We start from the raw sequence: 20,429 nt of genomic DNA, 5'->3' as shown, positions 1-20,429 counted from the left end.
ATAACCGCCATCATGAGAAAGCTCGTCGTTCTCGCTAACGCCCTCATCAGGGACGACCGGAAATGGTCGCCATCCCTTCCTTGACCAAGACGGATACTCTAGAGTTCCCTCGTGGCGGACGATTTGTTCACCGAGACAGGAATGATACTCGGCAAGAACTGTCATGACCTCTTCGGGCTCGGCGGTCTCTGCGAAGGCAGTAAAGCCGCGCAAATCGCAAAAAACAACGGTCACCTCGCGACGGTGGCTCTGCAAGAGCGCGTCTCCATTGCCCGCCGCAACGATGAGGTCGGCGACCTGCTCGGGAAGGAACCGCCTGAGCCGCGCCATTCGCTCGAGCTCCGTCACCTGCCCAGCCACGGTTTGCTCGAGCGAGCGGTTCCAGTCGGAGAGTTGCGCGGCTTGGTCCTCAAGGCGTTTGGACTGGCTCGCGACGGTGTCGTGAAGCGCCTTCTGGCGCAGCATCGAGCGCACTCGCGCCAACAGTGCCCTGTGCTCGAAGGGCTTTGTCAGATAGTCGTCGCCCCCGGCGTCCAGTCCCTCAACCACATCGCGCGTGTCGGCTTTCGCGGTGACGAGGATGACCGGAATCGGCTGCAGGGAGCTGTCCTGCTTGAGCATCCGCACCACACTGATGCCATCCAGCTTCGGCATCATGATGTCGAGCAGGATCAGGTCCGGACTGAGGCTGCGTGCTTTCGCAAGCCCCTCTTCGCCATCAGCGGCAGTCACCACATCGTATCCATTCGCCTCGAGGCGCATGCGCAGGATCTCGAGGTTTTCCTGTGTATCGTCGACCGCGAGAATGCGGGGTGGATCATGCAAGACCTTGTCTCCTTCAGGAAAGGAACTGCCGAATCTTTGCGAGCAGCTCGCGCGGACTGAATGGCTTGGCAATGTAGCCATCGCAGCCTGCGGCAAGTGCCTTCGCCTCATCGCCCGACAACGCGTAGGAGGTGACGGCGATAATCGGAATGTGCCGGAGCGCCGGCTCGGCCTTGATGCGGCGAGCCGCTTCGTACCCGTCAATCACCGGGAGCTGAATGTCCATAAGGATCAGATCTGGCTTGTGCGCGCCGGCTGCAGCGATGCCGGCGGCGCCGTCCGCCGCCTCGATCAGTTCGTATTCGGTGGTGGCAATGAGATCGCGGATGATCTGGCGGTTGTCCTCGGTATCTTCCACCATCAGGATTCGTTTGCTCATGCGGCCCTCACGTCCTCATTTACCCGGATTGGTACCTTCAGACGGAATGTCGACCCTGACCCGATCACGGACTCGACGTCGATGGTTCCGCCATGCATTTCGACGATGCGCTTCGAGATCGCCAGGCCAAGACCCGTACCGCCCTTCTGCCTGGTACTGCTGTTGTCGACCTGCTGGAATTCTTCGAAGATGAGAGCCTGGTCCTTGGACGCGATGCCGGGACCGGTGTCTCGGACGGTCATCTCGAAGTGCCCGTCGACCGCATCGGCAAGAATGTCGACCGCACCCGTTTCGGTGAACTTGACGGCGTTGCCTGCAAGATTGAGCAGGACCTGCGTCAAACGGCGTTCGTCCCCGCGGCCGATTGGAAGGTTCTCGGCAACAGTCGTTGAAAGCTCAAGACCCTTCGCTCGTGCCAGCGGCTCTACAGCCGTAACGGTCGATCGAACAATCTGCGCGACGGAGTAGTCCTCGATCGCCAGCGTGAGCTGCCCGGCTTCGATCTTGGAAAGGTCGAGTACGTCGTTGATGAGCCCGAGGAGGTGACGACCGTTTGCCTGCACGCGCGCGACGGTCGTCTTAGCCTTGTCCGGGAGTTCGCCGTAGATGCCGTCGACCAGCAGTTCTGTGAAGCCCAAGACCGAATTGAGCGGTGTCCTGAGCTCGTGGCTCATATTCGCGAGGAACTGGGACTTGTGGCGGCTAGCTGCCTCCAGCTCCCGGCCTTTCTCCTCGATCTCACGGAACAGCTTCGCGTTTTGAATGGCAAGTACCGATTGGGCGGCAAACGTTTCCATCAACTCGACGACCTGCTTGTCGAATTCACCAGGTTCGCGACGCCTGACGACAAGCGCGCCGACGATCTTGTTCGGCCTGAGCAGTGGGATCACCAGGATGCTGTGATAGCCGGCATCGAGCACGATCTTCTGGACGTGAGAGGGCGTTCCTGTGCCGAGATCGGGAAACTGGACGGGCGCACAGCGCCCTGTGGCGTTGATCCCCAAATCGTTCAACCCGATGGCCTGGTCGGACATCGCGGCAATCAGCTCGTCGTTCATCCCAAAGGTCGCGCGCAGGCGGAATTGTTGTCTCGTCCCGCTGAACACATAGATGGTGCCCGCATCCGTGTCCGACAGTTGAACCGCCTTGGCCACGATCGTCTGCAGCACCGTGGCGAGATCGAGCGTCGAATTGACCGCCTTGCTGACTTCCCCGAGCGCCTCCAGTTCGCCGACCGACCGAGCAAGCTCGGCCGTGCGCGCCTGCACCTCTTGATAGAGTCTCCCTAGCCGCTCGGATGTCTGGTTGACATTGTCCGCAAGCGCTCCCAGTTCGTCCCGATTGGCGACGGCGACCTGTTGGGCGAAATCGCCGGCCGCTATCTGGCTGAGACGCGTCTCGATCTTCTTGACCGGTTCGATCAACGACCAGGAGATGATGTAGCCGAGCCCCAGTGCCAGCAGGATGCTGCCCACAGCAAAAGAAACTACGATCAGTCGAGAAGTGCCGTACGCCCCCTCGGTCGTTTCGATCGCCGCGACCATGTCGGCTTCGGCCATGTTGACCAGCTGGTTCGTCAGCCGCTCGAGGCGGTCAGCCGACGGAATGATCTCATCCAGCTGAACCTTGCGCGCCTCCTCCGTGCGACCGGCGCCGAAAAGCTCCACAACGTGCGTCACGCCGACCGCGAGCCGTTTGCCGCCTCCCATCGAACCGTGCTCGCGTCCTCCGCCTCGCGGGCCATCCTGAGGTCTTTTAGGTGCCCGCTGGCTCGCGCTTTCGACAAGGCCGAGGCCAGCCTTGCCCTGGCAGGTTCGGGCACCCCCCCTCTCGTGCCCAACCCGCTCGCGTGCCGCCTGAAGTGCATCGAGCGCCGCCGCGCATTCGTTGCGGGCAACGCGTACGCCGGTGGTGATTCCCGATCGCTCTTCGAGCATGGCGCGAACAGCACCGACTGTGGCAGCAGGCAAAAGCAGCGCAGCCGGATCTGCCTCGGACGATCTTCCAAGGGCGGCAAGGCAATTCGCCACGGCGCTGTCGAGTATCTGCAGCTCGGTCCTGCGGCTTGGCAGGTCCAGGCCTGCGGAGACATGGCGCACTTTGCGATCCGCGAGCGTCCGAACCCGCTCGGACATTGCCAGGATCGCCTCGTCCACATCGACCGAGCCGATTTTCATTGTCACGCGCTCGGCGTCGTCGATGTTCCCTGACAGCCGCGTTCTCAGGCTGGCGTCGTCGTCGATCAATCCGGTGACGGTGCCTGTCCAGGTCCGCAATGGTGAAGCGAAGTCAGGCAGCTCGGCAAGCTGGGCCGCCTTGCGTCGAATGTCGGCGAGGATCGGCATAGCGCGAAGGTACCTGGCAATGGTGTCAAGCCGAGCCGACAGCAATGATCGTTCAGCAATACTGCGGTCGTATTTTTCCGCCGCGTCAAGACGTTCGGCCTCAAGGCTCTCAAAAGTCGAGGCCAAGGTGTCGATCGCGTCCCTGCGCGACTTGAGTTCCGCAAGGCGCTTCTTGAGCAGCGCAAGTTCGGTTCCGTGAGCCTGCTTGCGATAGAGCCCGTCCGCTTCGGTTTCTAGCGCGCTCAACGTGTCGCTCGCATGCCCAAGACCGGCGCTGGCCGTGAACAGGAGCTTGCCCAGGTCGCCACGGGACTCCAGGATTGATTTTCCGCCTGCTTCCAGCGTCTCGTCGTCCAGCGAGAACATGGTCTCGTATGCGTCACGCGACAGACCTGCGAGATGGGCCGCTATCGCCACTTCGCTCACCGGTTGCTCCATTGCGTTCAGCAGCGAGTTGGTGCGCTGCTTCGTGCGCGTGAATGTGTGCTCAGTGCCGGCGAGTTCGAGCACCCCGCCTATACGCATCGCGCTGTACTCGTGCAGGAAATTGTAGCGGCTGCGTTCCTCGATACCGAACAGCAGGTCCAGATAACCGGAAAGTGCGGTCGACTTGCCGGCCTCGTTCAGCCCGAACACAATGTGGAAGTCGGGACCGGACTCCGGCCTTGGGCCGAATTCGATTGTCCCGTCGGTGAACTTTCCATAACGAATAAGATCAAGGCGCCGGAGCCTCATTGCGCTCCACCTGCCTTGAGGCGGGCCGTGACCAGGTCGGCACCGCTGGCAAGCACCTTGTCGATGAACAGTTCCAGCCCAGCTTCGTCCCGTCCGGCGAAGTCGCGCCCGTCCGGCGGCAGATCGGCAATCATCTTTTGGACAAGCGCCCTCGCCTCGGCGCGGAAGGCCTCAGACTTGACATTGGCACGCATGGATTGCGCGAGTTCGAAAATCGGATCGGCGACGTCATCGTCTGTTTCCGAGCTCTGTGGAGCGAGGTCAAGCTCAAGCTTTTCGACCCATGTGTCGCCCGTCTGCTCCGCCGCCTGCTCGGCTTCGGCCAGCAGCAGGTCCCGGTCGCGGATCAGCGCCCATGACAACGGCGACGCCCCGGCCAGTCCGAGACGGACCACAGCGCGGCGGGATCTGACGGAACCCCGGATATCTTCGAGCGCGGACCGGACACGGCCGACGACTTCAGACCATTCGACCGTCCCGGTCAGATCGACGCTCGCCCGCTCGAACTGCGCGATACTGGTCAGTTTTTCCTCGATCTCGACGGACCGGTCATCTCGTATCGTGACCAGAGTGACGGATTTCTCTCCGGCCTCGTTGATGTCCCTGCCCTGCGGCATTCCCGTCATCACAACGGTGCTTGCTCCAGGATGGACTTGGCGCACGTGGATGTGCCCAAGCGCCCAATAGTCAAAACCATGGCCGTGCAGGTCAGCGATGCTGCAAGGGGCATAGACATCGTGACCGGGCGATCCAGCGAGGCTGGTGTGCATGATGCCCACATTGACCGCCCCTTCCCGGGCCGCCGGATACTTGGGCAGCAGGCTTTCCGGCGCCTTTGGGCTCGCGAAGCTCAATCCATGGAATGCGACGTCAAGCCGCCGGCCGTTTGCAGCACCGATTGGGGGCGGCCGCCGAAGATCGTGACCGTGTCAGGAAAAACGAGCTGTTTCGATATGCGCGATAAGGCGTCGTGGTTTCCGCGGATCTTGAAAACCCTAGTGCCGGCCTGGTGGAGGCGTGTCATTTGCGACGCCAGGAAACGGGCGGTTTTCATCGACGTCTGGTCGCCATCATAAAGATCGCCGGCAATGACGAGCGCATCGGCACGTTCCGCAAGGCAGAGGTCTATTATCGAGACAAATGCCTGGCGACTGGCGTCCCCCACAAGTTCGGCAAGATCAGGGTTTCGCAGCGCCAGCGAACGTAGCGGCGAGTCGAGGTGAATGTCGGCCGTGTGTAGAATCGAAATGCCATTCGGGTCTCCGCCCGGAGCATAGAGGGGTTCGGCCGCGGCTCGGTGAAAAAATTCCAGGATGCACGTTGTCGGTTGTCCAAATGGTGCGCAATCGCTTACGCTTATGCTTCCGTTCAACTCCATCTGCGTCGCCGCTATCAGCGCCGTGCCGATCAGTAGTCGTCTGATCGTTTGTCATCGGCATTCGTCGGTTCTTTGGAGATAGCGCGCCGCAAGGTGTCGTTGATCCGATCCTGCCAGCCCGGTCCATCTTCCTGGAAGTGGTCCAGCACCGCCCTATCGATCCTGATCGAAACAAGCTCTCTGACATTTGGAGCAGCCGACGGTTCGCGAACCGGCGCCGCCGGCTTTTTGATCGGCTTGAAGGCGGCTTCAGCGGCTGACATCGGATTTGTGGGTCGGCGTGGAGGATTTGCCATTTGATGATCCTGACTGGTCATAATGCTTGTCGAGCGGCTCAGTGCGAATGCGCATCGTAATTGAGCCTGGCCAAGTATGAAGGCAGCTTAAACCTCCAAAAGGGGAGGAAAAATCCGACGCGATGTCCATGTGGGGCCAACTCAGGCAATTCAATGACATTGCTGTAGGATACAACAAGCCAAAGTGCTCCACGGGGCAACACCACCTCGCCAACCATCCTACGCTGGAGGACGCAAACGCGAAAAACGCGGGGGACTTCCCGCCTTCCGTTGCCTGACAACCTGGTTCACACGATCGTTTCTGAGGCGTTGCAGCAATCTGCTGCCCAGGTCTCTCCATCACACCAAGCTTCGCGCGCTTTTTTTACACGGCGGTCAGTACATGCGTGACTTGCCGCGCTCCTGCGGCTTTCGCCACGGCGCGCCAGAGAAATCAACCTGCTTTGCGGAGATTGCCAGCAGAAGACTTGCCGGTACGTCGGTCCTGCTCGATGTCGTAGTTGATCTTTTGGCCCTCAACGAGGTTCGACAAACCAGCGCGCTCGACGGCGGAGATGTGAACAAAAACGTCCTGACCGCCATCGTCGGGTTGGATAAACCCAAACCCTTTAGTGCTGTTGAACCACTTCACGGTTCCAGTTGCCATGTGCATATACTCCTTGTGACTTCCAGCGTGTTTGATCGGACGAAGAGGCCAGACCGGTTCATAAATAGACGCAGCAAAAGCGACAAATCGCAAGGCCCGGATGGATCGACCAGAATACCAGCTTCTCTCGGATGGCCCACTCGTCTCACAAGTCGACAGGAATTTTCCTTTCCGGCGTGAAGCCCCTCCAGTCATCCTTGCTGGCCTGGGTTATCACGGTCCGCTCGTTTCCCTCCGGCCCTTAGCCTGCCGACTTGCGTTTCGAGTTCTTGGTCGACCGTGCTGAGCGGGCGTAGCTATCCGGCTCATAATGTGTCACCTCAATGTCTAGACTCGAGGCTTGGTCACAAATAGTCGATGCCAACTCCGACGTTACGCTGCCAAAAAGCCCTTCCTCCCGAGCACGACCCCTGCAAAGCCCGACCTTACAGGAACATTTCGCCTGTGGTGGAGTTGGGCGCATTGCCCGCGATAAGGTCAACAGGTGACGCCGGCGGGCTTTTGGGAGGAAGCCATGATACGTGCCATCCCTTCACTCCACCTTTCCCGTCGCCGCGCATTGCAATTTGGGCTGGGAGCCAGCCTCGCCGCCACGACGGGCCTGGCGCCGGTTTCTCGCGCCTACGCCAAGGAGGAAGTGCAGGACGAGGACATTTTCCGCTTTGCGCTCAACCTGGAATACATGGAGGCCGAATACTACCTTCGCGGCACCACCGGAAAAGGCATCGACGCCGCCGATGCCGGTTCGAAACCCGGCGATGTCGTCGGCGGAAAGAAAGTGACCTTCGAGACACCCGCCATCGGCGAATTCATGCAGGAGGTTGCTGAAAACGAACTCGCGCATGTCCGGTTCTACCGCAAGACGCTTGCAAAGAACGCAGTCGACAGGCCGGCCATCGATTTCGATGCTGGGTTCAAAGCGGTTGCGGAGGCAGCGGGCCTCGGGCGGGACTTCGACCCCTTTGGCAACGAAACGAACTTTGTTCTCGGCGGCATGCTGTTCGAGGATGTCGGCGTCACCGCCTATGCCGGTGCTGCGACGCTTCTGAAGAACAAGGACTTCCTCGCCGCCGCGGCGGGCATATTGGCGGTCGAGGCCTACCACATGGGAATGGCGCGCTCCACTCTATACCGGAAGGGAGAGAAAGCCTGGAAGGCCGCCAACGCTGTCTCCGATGCACGAGACAAGATCGACGGGCCGGAAGACAAGGACCAGGGCATCCAGGTGAATGGCAAGGCCAATTTCGTTCCCTCGACGCCCGACGCGATCGCGTTCACCAGGACGCCGAAAGAAGTGCTGCGGATCGTCTATCTCACCGACAAGGACGGCGTCAGCAAGGGTGGCTTCTATCCGGAAGGGATGAACGGGACGCTGAAGAGCACCTGACCCGCTCGCGACAGGCGATCGGATCGCCGGAAGAGACGCAGCGGACCTGCGGTCGGCACTGCTGGTACGGCTGCGCGACGATCACGATTCAAATCCGCTGCAGGAGTCCCCACCCAAGATTGATTGAATTCCGAACCGCGATCATTGCGGCGCTCACAAGAACGTCAGGAAAGTGCGCTCGGTTCGTTCCGATGGACGGAACGAACCGACCGCTTTGCCGAGAAGCAGGTTCTGCAGTTGGTGCGGCGAGAACCGCCAATTTTCCCGCATTGTTCCGTACGGCCGACCGCCAAGCTGTAAAATGGTGGCGATATGGAAGACACGCGACGCTCTGCCCGACGATCACATCCTCCGGCTGGCGAGCAGCCTTGTGAGCCAATCGGGATCCATTTCCGGCACGGAGGACAAAAGCCGTTCGGTATAGGGGGCATGCGGCGGCGTGAGAATTTCGCTCTTTAATCCCTGCTCGACGACTTTCCCCTGGTGCATGACCACAATCTCGTCGGCGATCGCTCGCACGGTGGCAATGTCATGGGTGATGAAGATGTAGCTCATGCCGAGCTCGCGCTGAAGCCGCATTAAGAGCTTCAGGATTTCCTCCTGCACAATCTGGTCGAGCGCGGACGTGATTTCGTCGCAGATGATGAGTTCCGGATCGGCAGCCAACGCTCGGGCGATGCAAACGCGCTGCTTCTGACCCCCCGACAGTTCGGCCGGCAGACGATCCAGGTAAGTTTCGCTCATCTCGACCATGTGCATGAGTTCGCCGATCCGCCTATCCCGCTGTGCACCCTTGAGGCCGAGGTAGAATTCAAGCGGACGAGCTATGACTTCTTCGACCGTCTGGCGCGGATTTAGGGCGTTGTCGGGCATTTGATAAATCATCTGTATGCGGCGCAAGATCTCTTTTGGGCGCGCCTTCAGGGTCTTGGAAAGGGCCTGGCCAGCAAAGGAAATCGATCCCGAAAGCGGCGGCAGCAGGCCGGTAACAACGCGAGCGAGCGTCGATTTCCCGGAACCGGATTCGCCGACCACAGCCACCGTTCTTCCACGTGGAACTTTGATGGAGACATCCTGGAGCACCTTAACCGCCCGGCCGTAGGCCGCCGTGACGTTGTCTATCGTAAGCAGATAGTCATCGGCCGGAACTTCGGGCTTGGCGAGCTTGCGCACGGCCCAGAGCGTCTTGGTATATTCCTGGCTGGGCGAGGCGAGCATCTGGCGCGTTTCTGCCTCCTCCACGGTAAGTCCATGGCGCAAAACCATGATCCGGTCCGCCATTTGCGCCACCACCGCCAGATCATGCGTCACATAGATTGCAGCGGTGTTGAATTCCTCCACGATGTTGCGAATGGAGGCGAGAACTTCGACCTGCGTCGTCACATCGAGCGCCGTCGTTGGCTCGTCAAAGACGATGAGGTCCGGACGGCAAGCCATCGCCATCGCGGTCATTGCCCGTTGCAACTGTCCGCCGGAAACCTGATGAGGATAGCGAAAGCCGATGGTCTCCGGATCTGGAAGCTGAAGACGGCGATAGAGATCGACGGCACTCCGGTTCGCTTTCTCGCGGCTGGCAATCCCATGGGCCACGACTGTTTCGACAGTCTGGTCAAGGAGTCGGTGGGCCGGATTGAAAGAGGCCGCTGCGCTTTGCGCGACATAGGCAATGCGGGAGCCTCTGAGGCGACGCCGCCCTGTTTCGCTGAGTGCCAGAAGATTGATTCCGTCGAACAGGATCGAGCCCTGTGTAATACGGCAGCCCGGCTTGGCGTAACCCATCGCGGCGAGGCCAATGGTGGATTTGCCGGCGCCTGACTCGCCGATCAGGCCAAGAACCTCCCCCCGCTTCAGCGCCAGATCGACCCCGCGGACAATGGGATGCCACCGCTCGTCCGAGAAACCCTCGACATGTAGGTTGCGGATCTGCAGCAGATCCTTGCCTTTTTCGCGCGAGCCCGGACCGCTACCTTTCATCGCGCAACCCGCTGGTTGCGTGCAGGAACCAGTCGACGACGAAATTCACGGAGACTGTAAGGAGGGCAATCGCGCCGGCCGGCAGCAGCGGGGTGACATCACCGTAGGTGATCAGGGTCGCATTCTCGCGCACCATCGACCCCCAATCAGCGGTCGGCGGCTGAATACCGACGCCCAGGAAGGACAGTGCCGCGATCGTGAGGAATACGAAGCAAAATCGCAAACCGAACTCCGCGACCAGCGGCGGCATGACATTGGGAAGGATTTCCTTGGCGATGATCCATTTCGGGCCTTCGCCGCGCAATCGCGCCACCTCGACATATTCCATCACTGCCACGTTAAGCCCGACGGCGCGTGCGAGCCGAAAGACGCGGGTGGAATCGAGCAGCGCAATGATGATTATCAGGCTGGTGATCGACGAGCCGAAGATCGAGAGCAGCACCAGGGCGAAGATCAGGCTTGGGATCGACATCAACACGTCCACCGCACGCGACAGTATCTGGTCGAGCCATCCCCTATACAATGCGGCAAGAAGGCCGAGCGAGACGCCGACCGCGAAGGACAGCAATGTGGTCGCGACGGCGATACCGATGGTGTTGCGCGCACCGTAAATCAGGCGCGTGAGCATGTCCCGGCCGAGCTGGTCGGTTCCCAATTTGAACTGCTGGCTCCACGGTGCAAAGGCTTCGCTGAAGACCTGCGTTTCGCCGTATGGGGCTATCCAATGCGCGAACACCGCAACGATGACATAACCGAGGATCACGAGGATGCCGAACCATGCACTGAAGGGTGCCTTCTTCAGCGCCGTGTTCGCACGGGTGGCGCGCGAGCGCCTCAGCCTGTGAACCTGAGCCATGGGTTCGTAGCTGGTCATCGTGGATGCAAGAGTCTTGGATTGGTGGCGATGGAAATAATATCGGCGGTCAGATTGAGCAGGATGTAGGTCGCGGCGAAAATCAGGGCGCAGGCCTGGACAACCGGAACATCCCTTGATTTGACCGCGTCAACCATCAGCTGACCGATGCCGGGATAGACGAATACCACTTCGACCACGACCACTCCGACGACGAGATAAGCAAGATTGAAAGCCACCACCGTGACGATCGGAGCCCATGCGTTGGGCAAGGCATGCGTGAGTACGATGGCCATGGGCGACATTCCCTTGAGACGCGCCATGTCGATATATGGGCTTGCCAGCATGTTGATGATCGCAGCTCGTGTCATTCGCATCATGTGCGCCACGATGACGAGCGTAAGAGTGATCGCCGGCAAGGCTACTCTCCAGACATGTTCCCAGAACGGCGTCTGATCGTTCACATTCGACAATGTCGGGAACTTGGGAACTGCATTGAGTATCCAGTTCAGCGAGACCGCGAGCCAGTGCGGCAGGGATTGTGCGAACTCGGATCCGATGAACGTGTCGCGGGAGATGACGAGGTAGGCAAGCATATAGGCGACGAAAAACTCGGGGAACGAAATGGTCGTCAGCGTCACTGCGTTCACCAGCCGGTCGAACCAGCCATTGCGGTAGAGCGCAGCGAGGATGCCCAGTCCCAGGGCCAGCGGAACTGCTATCAGCGCGGTCATCGCTGCTAGGAACATCGTGTTGTAGAGGCGTGGCGCGATGATCTCGGCGACGGTGCGCCGGTACCCGGTGCGGCTCGCGAATGAAGAGCCGAAATCACCGTGGAGCATCTGCCCGACCCAGACGAAGTAGCGCTCGACAGGCGGACGGTCGATGCCGATTTCTCGCTGGAAGGCGACGACCGTTTCGGGTGTCGCCGATTGCCCGAGCATTGCCTTGGCGAAGTCGCCCGGCAGCATTGCAATCGCAGAGAAGATGATGATGGACACGATGAACAGCGTGACCAGGCCGAGGCCAAGGCGCTGCAGAACCGTTCTTGCGACGGGGTTCATGGGTACGCGTTTCTCGTTGGTGCCGCCGCCCTGCCACACCAGTCAGGGCACGCGGTTGCAAGCCGGAGCCTAATAGCCATCGCGGGTCCGGCCCGCACTCTCACGCAGTGGCGATCCACCAGCGTTCGGCCATCTTCAATCCATCATTCTCCCAGTTCGGCGCCACCTCGCCATGTGCGAGCTTATTGGATTTGGCGCTGACGAAATTGTTGAAGACCAGCACGATGCTGCCGCCATCATCATGGGTCAGTTGCTGCATCTCGGCATACATTGCCGCCCGCTTGGCCTCGTCCGTCTCGGCGCGCGCCTGGACAAGCAACTCGTTGAAGCGGGGATTTTTCCAGAACGACTCGTTCCAGCTGGAGTCTGCGGCGAAGGCTTGCGTGAACATCCAGTCGGCCGTCGCGCGACCGCTCCAGTAGGAAGCGCACCAAGGTTTCTTGAGCCAGACATTGTCCCAATAGGCGTCCTCGGCCTCACGCACGACGTTTACGTCGATGCCGCACTGGGCTGCCGTCTCGCGGATCAGCGCAGCCGCGTCCACCGCGCCTGCAAAAGCGGCATCGGCGACCGAGAGGTCCACCTTCAGTTTCTCCATTCCAGCCTTTTTCAGGTAATGTTTGGATTTTTCCGGATCGAAACTGTGCTGCGGCTGCGGATTGGTGGCGAATTTGATCGCCGGCGCGATCGGGTTGTCGTTGGCCACAGTGGCGTGGCCGAGAAAGATCTTGTCGACGATTTCCTGACGGTTGATCGCCCATTTCAAAGCCATTCGGACGTCTGGATTGTCGAACGGCGCCACCGTGACATTCATCGGCAAGGTATAGTGGCCATAGCCGGTGACCTCGACGATCTCCACCTTGGGATTGCGTTTCAACATGCCTAGGGTCTTGAGGTCGGCGCGGCCAATATAGTCCACCTCCCCTGTCGATAACGCGGCCATGCGAGCGGCGAGATCGGTGATGGCGATGAACTCCACCTCGTCGAGATAGGGTTTGCCGTTCTTGAAGTAGTTCGGATTGCGCTTGAGTTTTGCCGAAACTCCGGGCTGGAAATTCTCAAGCACGAAAGCACCGGTGCGAACGCCCGATCCCCAATCCGCCTTGCCGTCCTTGGCCGGCATGATGACCAAATGGTAGTCACTCATGATGTAGGGGAAATCGGCGTTGCCGCTTTTCAGCGTGAAGACAACCGTTTCCGGGCCATCCGCCTTGATGCTCGCGACGGGCTCAAGCAGCGGCTTCGCCGCCGATTTGGTTTCGTCGCCCATATGATAGCGCAGCGAAGTCACGACATCGTCCGCCGTCACATTCTTGCCATTGTGGAAGGTTGCGCCCTTGCGCAGCTTGAAGACCCAGGTTTTGGCCCCATCGGATGATTCAAAGCTCTCGGCAAGGTCTGGTTGGACGTTGCCTTTCGCGTCGACCTCGGTGAGGCTGTTTGACAGCGAGCCCGAGAATGCCGTTTGTGTGAACGTATCCGGGTAGCCGGCCGGATCGATCGAATCCGTTGTCGCGCCATGTGCCATGCCGAGCTTGGCGAAGCCGCCCTGCAGCGGTTCGGCCCGTGCCGTGCTGACGAAGAGCTTGTCCGCAGCGGCGACGGTCAGCCCCGCGGCCAGCCCAAGATGAATGAAGTCGCGACGAGAAATCTTGCCGCGACCAATCAGGCTTTGAGCGATACCAAGCTTGTATTCAGATTCTGACATTTGACTCTCCCATTGCGGATTTTCCGCGTTATTGTTCGTCAATCACCTGTGAAGAAATCTGCTCATTAGCCGCGATCACCTTTTCTTCTAGCTCCTCAAATCCATACCTCAATCAGGCCGTCACATAGATGCTCCCCGCCTCGACGGTGACTGGAAATGTGCGCGCTCGAACGGACGGATCGACCAAAGCCGCGCCTGATTTGATGTCGAATTCCCAGCCATGCCAGGCGCACCGCACGATCTCGTTTTCGCGATGATAGATGAATTGCGCCTGTTCGACCGGTGCAGTTGTTCCGCATTGCGGCCCCTCGCAAAGCGGAGCGCCGCGGTGCGGACAAACGTTCAGCAGCGCGTGAAATGAGTCTCCGATGCGGAAAACGCCGACCGAAAGGCTGCGGATCTTGGCGATTAAGGGAGATCCGGTTTCGATCTCGTCGACACGGCAAATATATGTCTTCTCGGGCATCGTCTGGCTTCCTCAGGCGGCATTCGCCGCTTGCGCGCGGGGGATGCGCTTGTAGACCTCCAACGCATTCAGCCCCATGATCTTGCTCTTCCAGGAGGGAGGGATTTGCAGCGTGTTGGCGTCGTCGTAATCCCAATGCGGATAATCCGAGGCAAACATCAGCGTATTTTCTCCGTCCATCGCTTCCAGCGTGGACCAGAGATGCTGAATATTTGCGGGCTGCTCCAGCGGCTGCGTGGAAAAGCGGATGTTGCGCCGGCAATATTCGGACGGCAGCATCTTCAGCCATGGTGTCTCTTTGCGAAGGGCTTTGTAATCGGCGTCCAGGCGCCACAATACCGACGGCACCCAGGCGACGCCGCACTCGATGACTACGAAGTAAAGGTCCGGCCATTTTTCGAAGACGCCATGCGCAATCATGCTGGCGACATGTGAAATCGCCGACATGTGCAGGATGGCATGCGTCTCCCAGAAGAACGTCGTCGGGGCGGGAGCAATTGCGGTCGAATTCACGCCGCCATGGCCGCCCAGATGTATGGCAAAGGGCAGCCCCACTTCGGCGCAAGCTTCATAGATCGGATGGTAAAACGGGTCGCCATAGGGCTTGACGGAGCCTTGCGAGGCAAGAACCTGAACCATGCGCGGATGATTGCCCAGGCGGCGTATCTCGGCGGCCGCGAGCTTCGGATCCTGTGGCGCGATGATGATCGAGCCCATGAAGCGGTCGTCCTTCGGCAGCCACTGGTCGATCTGGTAGTCATTGTAGGCGCTGACTAGAGCGCTGGCATAATAGGGGTTGGCGAGGGTGGACGCCTCGATCGGCTCGTCGCCGGTCAGGATCGCCACGTCGACCTTGTACTTGTCGAGGTGCTTCTCCTTCATGATGAGATAGTTGTCGGCTTCCGTTTTCGGACGGACGTCCTTGCGGGAGAAGTCCTGCGGATGAAACCAAGGACGATGGCCATGCGGGAAGGCGCCAACCGGACCTGTCTTCTCGCCTTCGACGAACATGTCCTTCCATAGGCCGGAAAGGTAAGGCTCCAATACGGTGGCGCTTGACCAGTAATTATGACAATCGCAGTCGACTATGATCACGTTGCTCAGCCCCGTCGCTTCAGCCTGGTCGATGCTGCCGACCGATTTCACCGATGCAGCTTCCGCCTTGAGTATTGTTTGATCAAGCTTATGATCCTGCGCAATATGATCGACTTTTTCGATCGGAGCTCCCGTGCAGCTAGATCACATCGAAACCTTTCTCGACATCATCGAGTCGCGAAATTTCAATCGTACCGCCGATCGGTTGGGATTGACCCAGTCGACGATCAGCACCCGCATAAAGAATCTGGAGAGCGCGATCGGGTCCGAGCTCTTTCAGCGCGGGCGCGCCGGTGCTGAACCGACAGCGGCAGGACGGCGGTTCGAAGCCTACGCCAGATCCCTGCTGTCGACCTGGTCGCAAGCTCGACACGATGTGCGAGCGTTCAACCGTTTCGAGGGCACCTTGCGCATCGCCGCACAGGTGGGCATGACACGGTCGGTTCTGCCCGGATGGGTCGAGACACTGTGCCAGGCCCTTCCAAAATCCTCGATCCATGTCGAGTCGGATTATTCGAACCAGATGGTCAGCGATCTAAGCATGGGAAATCTGGATATCGCCGTGCTTTATGCGCCTCGCTACCTGCCTGAGATCGCCTACGAACATCTGATGATCGAGGAATATGTGATGGTTTCGACGGCTGCCAGAACGCTGTCCGACGTCGACCCTGAAACCTACATTCGCCCGGGCTACACCGCCGTGCTGGAAAAGACGCACGCAGAGCTGCTGGCCGAGCTGGCGATCTGCCGGCTTTCGACGGGATCGGAAACTCTGGCGGAGATCATGCTGCGGCGAACGGGCGGCACCTGCTATATGCGTAGCGACGATGCGCGCAGGTTCACTGCTGAACTCCCATCGTTCCTCGTCGAGGGAGCGCCGACGCTGCACCAGCCAGTCCACACCGCGATACTCGCGCGCCGCAAACACGAACCCATTATTCGCAAAGGCATCCGAGCTCTCCAGGTCGCTGTAATGTCACTGGAAGTTTAATCGAAATTGCCGATCATAAAGGTAGGATTGCGCGGCTGTTCAGCCGGTTTTGAAGTGGCATCTTGGCTCGACTTCAAACCCGAGTTGAATGATGAATGCGCACGCGGCACTAGGAGCCTCTGGCTTCGTCCCGACAAAGCGTCACCGGCAGTGGGCACAGACCACACCGCAGCTTGTGCTCTGCCGGCGCGTGATCGACGAAACGCACGATGTGAAAACATTCGTTCTCACACCCGCTTCAGATCGAATGTTCTGCTTCAGCGCTGGCCAGTATGTTCTGGTGCACCTGAGGATCGACGGTGCCGCGGTGACGCGCTCCTACTCTGTTTCGTCACCGCCGACGCGACCGCTCGACCTTCAGATTACCGTGAAGCGGACGCCGGGCGGGCTCGTTTCGAATTGGCTCCACGACAATTTGAGGCCGGGCGATGGGATCGAGATCGAAGGGCCGCTCGGCTCGTTCAATCTCGACGATCTGTCGCATGGAAAGTCCCTCTTCCTTTCAGGTGGCAGCGGGATAACTCCCGTCATGTCTATGCTGCGGGCATTTACCGACCGCGCAGCCGCCCAGGATATCCACTTCATTCACAGTGCGAAAACGCCGGACGACATCATCTTTCGGCTCGAACTGGACGCACTTGCCGCTCGCTTTCCCAATGTTCAAGTGACGTGCATTTGCAGTCAGGAAGACCCGGCATGGACGGGTCCAACCGGACGCATTAACGGTCAGATGCTTTTGAACCTGGTTCCCGACCTCCATAGCCGCACCGTTTTTGCCTGTGGGCCGGAATCCTACATGAAGGCTGCACGCAGCTGGCTGGAGGCGCTCGGCCTCGCCGCTTCACAGTATCATGAGGAGAGCTTCGGAGGCGGCAACGGTTCGCGTTCGGAACTGGCTTCAAAGATTTCGTCTTCGGTCCGCTTCGCCCGCTCCGGCATTGCGCATCACTGTGCGCCCGGAGAGACCCTGCTGGAAGCGGCGCGCCAATGTGGCGTCCACATCCCCACCGCCTGCCAGCAGGGAATTTGCGGTACGTGCCGAATCGCCAAGCTGTCCGGCGAAGTCGTTATGGAGGACCTAGGCGGGCTGACCTTGGAGGATCAACCGGCAGGCTACATCCTAGCGTGCTGCAGCCGCCCACATGGCGACGTTTTGCTTGATGTCTAACTGTACCGCATCGCGGGACGAAATCGGGTCAGCCTTTGCGTTCCACGACCAAGCCATACTAATGCGACCCGCAAGTGGTTAGCGTTTCGGAACCTGTTTTTCCGCCTATCACTTTCACCAGCGAGATCGTCTCGTGCACAATCGCTAGGGAACGAGTGCCCAATTGGCTGTCTTTGCAACCAAGAGCATGAAATTCTCAATCCCATAGCACACTCTAATTCGCTTCGAACACATTACTTGCTGTTCGACGTTGCGGGCGTGGAGTTATTGGAAACGCAATTCTGTTTGTTTGCACATTCTCCGGTCCTGATAGTCACGGTCTTGACCTTTTTCGGCGTAACCTTGCTTGGCTCGGCCGGCTGAGCCTTCATGCCTGCAGAACTCCCCTCGTGAGCAGTCTGCCGTCCCACGCTTTCGCGCGCCGGCATGCATTTGCTCCGCTCTTTTCTGGCTTACCTTCGGTATGCACGACCATTCTGGTAGGTAGGCCCGGATCGGCTGAATGCCCTGCGATATGACTTCGCCGACAGACAACTCGCAATTTCTCAATGATCTCTAATGTGACGCAATCTGAAGCGCCCAGTGCGTAAGATGCTGTCAGTGCATGCTGACCCCCGTTCGGCGACGGTGCTCGGTTTCCGCAACGAAATCGGATCGTCCGCTTGAATTTCGACGCCAGACCCTCTGTCCGCTGTTGGATCGACGACTCAGCCGGTGCCGCGGATGGCGCAATACCGGCCGGCGACGCGAGTATTGCGTTAGATCGCGCTGATTGAAGTGCGTCTGCGAAATTGCTGAAGCCCCCTCTTTCTGTCCTCTTGACCGTCTGTCGATGTGACTTCCTGGCGACAGCCATCGCAGGACAGCGTCGCACTGTGGTCTTGAGAGGGGCAGAGGGCATATGAGCATTCATCGGGGCGCTACCCTGTTGCAGCATCGACCTCTGAATTTCACGGACGATTTTGTTGCCGCCGATTCCTTCGAAGACGGCTCCGGCCTGCACGTCGAAAGCGGCATCGTTGTCAACCTGTCGAGCGACCGTCTGATCATCGATGATGCGATCAAGACTTCAATTGCGCCCTGGCGCTCGGCCATGCTGTCGAAGGCCACGATCGAACAGAGCGGCCGGATCGCTGTCCTGAAAGTTTGCAAGACAGTCGACCTGGGCGGCGTCGTGTTCCGCGGCTGGGACTGGCTCGGCAACCGCATCCGGTCTTTCCCGCGCCAGACCCCGCTCTTCATCTCACCGCAGGACACGTTCGGCGAAGTCGAACTCGACCCGCTGTTCTTTTCCGGTGACGTCGCCGTGGAACGGCAATTGCGGCGCTTCGTGCTCAAGCTGAACCTCTGGTGGTCACCTGCTGAAACCGACTGCTTCATTCACGACAACCATCCTTTCCTCGAGGTCCACCCGCAGATTTTCGGAACCGGCCGCATGCAGAAATTCAGGGAGAACGACCAGGCGACGCTTTATCAAGATGTCCTCATGGCGCCAGGCTTTACTCATGAGGCGTTTTGCCGGGTCAGCGGAACGAACCAGTGGAAATATCCGTGGCATCGCTATTTCGCCGACACCGATGCGGTTTGGCTGGCCATCGAACCGCACCCCGATCAGCTGAGTTGATCGTTGCGTAGTGAGCGACTGTGGGCGGCCTTTGCCGTAAGCTCGAACCGCCCGATCAATGGTAGAAAATATCCAACCGCATCAGATCGTTCACTGACTCGGCAACGGCCCGCAGGATCGCCCCGCGCCTCCCCGACGCTCTGGCGGCGGCCCGTTTTGCAAGATCCGACGCACGGCTCGCCCCATGTTTGTCAACAAGGCGACGAGCAACGTCGTGAACCCGGGCCAAATATCGCCACCTTTGAGATATGCATTCGACTGGTAGGCCGATGTCAAAATGCTGAAATGCCAAGCTGTGTAGCGCTTTGATCTGCATTTTCGATCTCCATCGATGGAATTTTTCAGAATTGACCTGAAGTCTGTTTGTGCTTGCGGAACTTCCCTGCCTTGGTGAGTTTTATCTGAACGGCTTTTTATTGTACCTTTTTGGAATAGATGCCCTTCCAGCGCGGGCTCGATCTAGGAGCGCTTCTGCCGATTGCGGTAGACATCAATGGTCACGGCCGTGACGATGATCAGGCCCTTGACGATTTCCTGGTAGTAGGCGTCGACCCGCAGAAACGTAAAGCCTGACGACATCACGCCCAGGATCACCACGCCGATTACGGTGCCCCCTATCCGGCCCACCCCGCCGGCAAGCGACGTTCCGCCGATCACGGCTGCGGCAATCGCATCCAGCTCATACATGTATCCCATGCCGGATTGAGCCGTCTGCGCGCGCGCCGCTGTGACGATGCCGGCGAGGCCGGCGAGCATTCCGGCGATCGCGTAGACCTTAACCAGATGCCTTTCGACATCTATGCCGGAGACCCGCGCTGCCTGGACGTTCGCGCCGATGGCATAAGTGTACTTGCCGTACCGGGTGTAGCGAAGCGCAACATGGAAAATCATTGCAACGACTATGAAGACAAACACCGGCCATGCGGCCGAGCCGATGGCGGTGAATTGATCAGTCAGCCCGGAAATGGGCTGGCCTTTTGTATACCATTTCGAAATGCCCCTTGCCGAAACCATCATTCCGAGCGTTGCGATGAACGGCGGGATTCGGGCATAAGCAACAAAAACGCCGTTGCTCATACCTGCAAGCAAGCCGATCAGGACACCGATGGCGATTGGCACGATCGCCGGCAGATCGGTCAATGAAGGATAAAGCGCCTTCGACCATTCCGCGGATTGGGCAAACCCAGCCGCCATCATGGCGCTTGCCGCTACCACGGACCCCGAAGAAAGGTCGATGCCGCCGGTGATGATGACCTGTGTCACGCCGATTGCGATAATGCCGACCACGGACACCTGGAGGATGGTGATCGTCAGGCGCTGCGGATTCCAGACGAAACTCTGCCCGATCAAAAGCCAGCCGCACACCTCGCAGAGGAGAACGATCCCCACCAGGACCAGGAAGATATTGAGTTCCTGAGGTTTTCGCCAATCGCCAAAGCTGCCGCGGTACTCAGGAATGGCGGCGGCTGTTGTGTCTTTTCCCATCGTGCAGTTC

16 protein-coding genes and 1 pseudogene are annotated in these 20,429 nt (G+C 59.4%); 4 read left to right on the top strand and 13 right to left on the bottom strand.

The features are described 5' to 3' along the window. From NKI22_RS29445 to NKI22_RS29420, 6 genes and pseudogenes are all read right to left on the bottom strand, one after another. Nucleotides 1-825, bottom strand: an 825-nt coding sequence (locus NKI22_RS29445) for a response regulator (RefSeq protein ID WP_352939555.1), incomplete at its 3' end; no start/stop codon positions are given. A 13-nt stretch (nt 826-838) separates the two neighbouring features. Beyond that, nucleotides 839-1,204 (bottom strand): response regulator, encoded by a 366-nt coding sequence (locus NKI22_RS29440; RefSeq protein ID WP_352469281.1) that lies wholly within the window; start codon nt 1,202-1,204, stop codon nt 839-841. Continuing rightward, entirely contained in the window at nt 1,201-4,284 is a 3,084-nt protein-coding gene (locus tag NKI22_RS29435; RefSeq protein ID WP_352816042.1) for an AAA family ATPase, read from the bottom strand. The genes NKI22_RS29440 and NKI22_RS29435 overlap by 4 nt, the downstream gene beginning before the upstream one ends. Beyond that, nucleotides 4,281-5,538 (bottom strand): annotated as a pseudogene (locus NKI22_RS29430) (metallophosphoesterase family protein). Before NKI22_RS29430 ends, NKI22_RS29435 begins: the two are co-directional and overlap by 4 nt. A 153-nt stretch (nt 5,539-5,691) precedes the next feature. After that, nucleotides 5,692-5,958 (bottom strand): BrnA antitoxin family protein, encoded by a 267-nt coding sequence (locus NKI22_RS29425; protein WP_031194808.1) that lies wholly within the window; start codon nt 5,956-5,958, stop codon nt 5,692-5,694. 433 nt (nt 5,959-6,391) lie between these two features. After that, a complete protein-coding gene (locus NKI22_RS29420) occupies nt 6,392-6,604 on the bottom strand; it encodes a cold-shock protein (protein WP_031194806.1) in 213 nt (70 codons plus the stop codon). A 514-nt stretch (nt 6,605-7,118) separates the two neighbouring features. Between NKI22_RS29420 and NKI22_RS29415 the strand changes: the two genes are divergently transcribed. Beyond that, nucleotides 7,119-7,991: a ferritin-like domain-containing protein gene (locus NKI22_RS29415; protein WP_352850839.1), complete on the top strand. Its 873-nt coding sequence runs from the start codon at nt 7,119-7,121 to the stop codon at nt 7,989-7,991. 342 nt (nt 7,992-8,333) lie between these two features. Here NKI22_RS29415 and NKI22_RS29410 read toward each other — a convergent pair whose 3' ends face one another. The 6 genes from NKI22_RS29410 to NKI22_RS29385 all read right to left on the bottom strand — a co-directional run bounded on the left by NKI22_RS29410 (nt 8,334) and on the right by NKI22_RS29385 (nt 15,151). Next, nucleotides 8,334-9,965 (bottom strand): ABC transporter ATP-binding protein, encoded by a 1,632-nt coding sequence (locus tag NKI22_RS29410; protein WP_352816046.1) that lies wholly within the window; start codon nt 9,963-9,965, stop codon nt 8,334-8,336. After that, nucleotides 9,955-10,821, bottom strand: a complete 867-nt coding sequence (locus tag NKI22_RS29405; protein ID WP_502897726.1) for an ABC transporter permease — start codon at nt 10,819-10,821, stop codon at nt 9,955-9,957. Before NKI22_RS29405 ends, NKI22_RS29410 begins: the two co-directional genes overlap by 11 nt. Nucleotides 10,822-10,835: 14 nt before the next feature. Next, on the bottom strand, nt 10,836-11,882 hold the full coding sequence (locus tag NKI22_RS29400; protein ID WP_352816050.1) for an ABC transporter permease: 1,047 nt from the start codon (nt 11,880-11,882) through the stop codon (nt 10,836-10,838). A 100-nt stretch (nt 11,883-11,982) separates the two neighbouring features. Next, nucleotides 11,983-13,590 (bottom strand): ABC transporter substrate-binding protein, encoded by a 1,608-nt coding sequence (locus tag NKI22_RS29395; protein ID WP_352816051.1) that lies wholly within the window; start codon nt 13,588-13,590, stop codon nt 11,983-11,985. A 112-nt stretch (nt 13,591-13,702) separates the two neighbouring features. Further along, nucleotides 13,703-14,056: a Rieske (2Fe-2S) protein gene (locus NKI22_RS29390; protein ID WP_352816052.1), complete on the bottom strand. Its 354-nt coding sequence runs from the start codon at nt 14,054-14,056 to the stop codon at nt 13,703-13,705. A gap of 12 nt (nt 14,057-14,068) precedes the next feature. Then, nucleotides 14,069-15,151, bottom strand: coding sequence for an amidohydrolase family protein (locus tag NKI22_RS29385; protein WP_352816228.1), 1,083 nt, complete (start codon nt 15,149-15,151; stop codon nt 14,069-14,071). 133 nt (nt 15,152-15,284) lie between these two features. On the opposite strand from NKI22_RS29385, the gene NKI22_RS29380 reads away from it, so the two are divergent. The 3 genes from NKI22_RS29380 to NKI22_RS29370 all read left to right on the top strand — a co-directional run bounded on the left by NKI22_RS29380 (nt 15,285) and on the right by NKI22_RS29370 (nt 18,934). Beyond that, a complete protein-coding gene (locus NKI22_RS29380) occupies nt 15,285-16,142 on the top strand; it encodes a LysR family transcriptional regulator (protein ID WP_352816054.1) in 858 nt (285 codons plus the stop codon). Nucleotides 16,143-16,233: 91 nt separating this feature from the next. Then, nucleotides 16,234-17,310 carry an FAD-binding oxidoreductase gene (locus tag NKI22_RS29375; RefSeq protein ID WP_352816056.1) on the top strand — a complete coding sequence of 359 codons (1,077 nt, stop codon included), beginning with the start codon at nt 16,234-16,236 and terminating at the stop codon, nt 17,308-17,310. Between the two features lie 901 nt (nt 17,311-18,211). Next, nucleotides 18,212-18,934, top strand: a complete 723-nt coding sequence (locus tag NKI22_RS29370; RefSeq protein WP_352816058.1) for a hypothetical protein — start codon at nt 18,212-18,214, stop codon at nt 18,932-18,934. Between the two features lie 459 nt (nt 18,935-19,393). Here the strand turns inward: NKI22_RS29370 and NKI22_RS29365 are convergent, their stop codons facing one another. Then, nucleotides 19,394-20,419, bottom strand: a complete 1,026-nt coding sequence (locus NKI22_RS29365) for an ABC transporter permease (RefSeq protein ID WP_352816059.1) — start codon at nt 20,417-20,419, stop codon at nt 19,394-19,396. Between the last annotated feature and the right edge of the window lie 10 nt (nt 20,420-20,429).

The sequence above is a fragment of the Mesorhizobium sp. M0778 genome, from assembly GCF_040320105.1.
Taxonomy (GTDB): Bacteria; Pseudomonadota; Alphaproteobacteria; order Rhizobiales; family Rhizobiaceae; genus Mesorhizobium.
The sequence above is the reverse complement of the archived record's forward strand: the minus strand, read 5'-3'. Positions and strand labels throughout refer to the sequence as shown.

Bases quoted from the DNA above. Each gene is read 5' to 3' on its own strand.
- NKI22_RS29440 (WP_352469281.1), bottom strand. From the start codon at position 1,204: ATGAGCAAACGAATCCTGATGGTGGAAGATACCGAGGACAACCGCCAG.
- NKI22_RS29435 (WP_352816042.1), bottom strand. From the start codon at position 4,284: ATGAGGCTCCGGCGCCTTGATCTTATTCGTTATGGAAAGTTCACCGAC.
- NKI22_RS29425 (WP_031194808.1), bottom strand. From the start codon at position 5,958: ATGGCAAATCCTCCACGCCGACCCACAAATCCGATGTCAGCCGCTGAA.
- NKI22_RS29420 (WP_031194806.1), bottom strand. From the start codon at position 6,604: ATGGCAACTGGAACCGTGAAGTGGTTCAACAGCACTAAAGGGTTTGGG.
- NKI22_RS29415 (WP_352850839.1), top strand. From the start codon at position 7,119: ATGATACGTGCCATCCCTTCACTCCACCTTTCCCGTCGCCGCGCATTG.
- NKI22_RS29410 (WP_352816046.1), bottom strand. From the start codon at position 9,965: ATGAAAGGTAGCGGTCCGGGCTCGCGCGAAAAAGGCAAGGATCTGCTG.
- NKI22_RS29405 (WP_502897726.1), bottom strand. From the start codon at position 10,821: ATGGCTCAGGTTCACAGGCTGAGGCGCTCGCGCGCCACCCGTGCGAAC.
- NKI22_RS29400 (WP_352816050.1), bottom strand. From the start codon at position 11,882: ATGAACCCCGTCGCAAGAACGGTTCTGCAGCGCCTTGGCCTCGGCCTG.
- NKI22_RS29395 (WP_352816051.1), bottom strand. From the start codon at position 13,590: ATGTCAGAATCTGAATACAAGCTTGGTATCGCTCAAAGCCTGATTGGT.
- NKI22_RS29390 (WP_352816052.1), bottom strand. From the start codon at position 14,056: ATGCCCGAGAAGACATATATTTGCCGTGTCGACGAGATCGAAACCGGA.
- NKI22_RS29375 (WP_352816056.1), top strand. From the start codon at position 16,234: ATGAATGCGCACGCGGCACTAGGAGCCTCTGGCTTCGTCCCGACAAAG.
- NKI22_RS29370 (WP_352816058.1), top strand. From the start codon at position 18,212: ATGAGCATTCATCGGGGCGCTACCCTGTTGCAGCATCGACCTCTGAAT.
- NKI22_RS29365 (WP_352816059.1), bottom strand. From the start codon at position 20,419: ATGGGAAAAGACACAACAGCCGCCGCCATTCCTGAGTACCGCGGCAGC.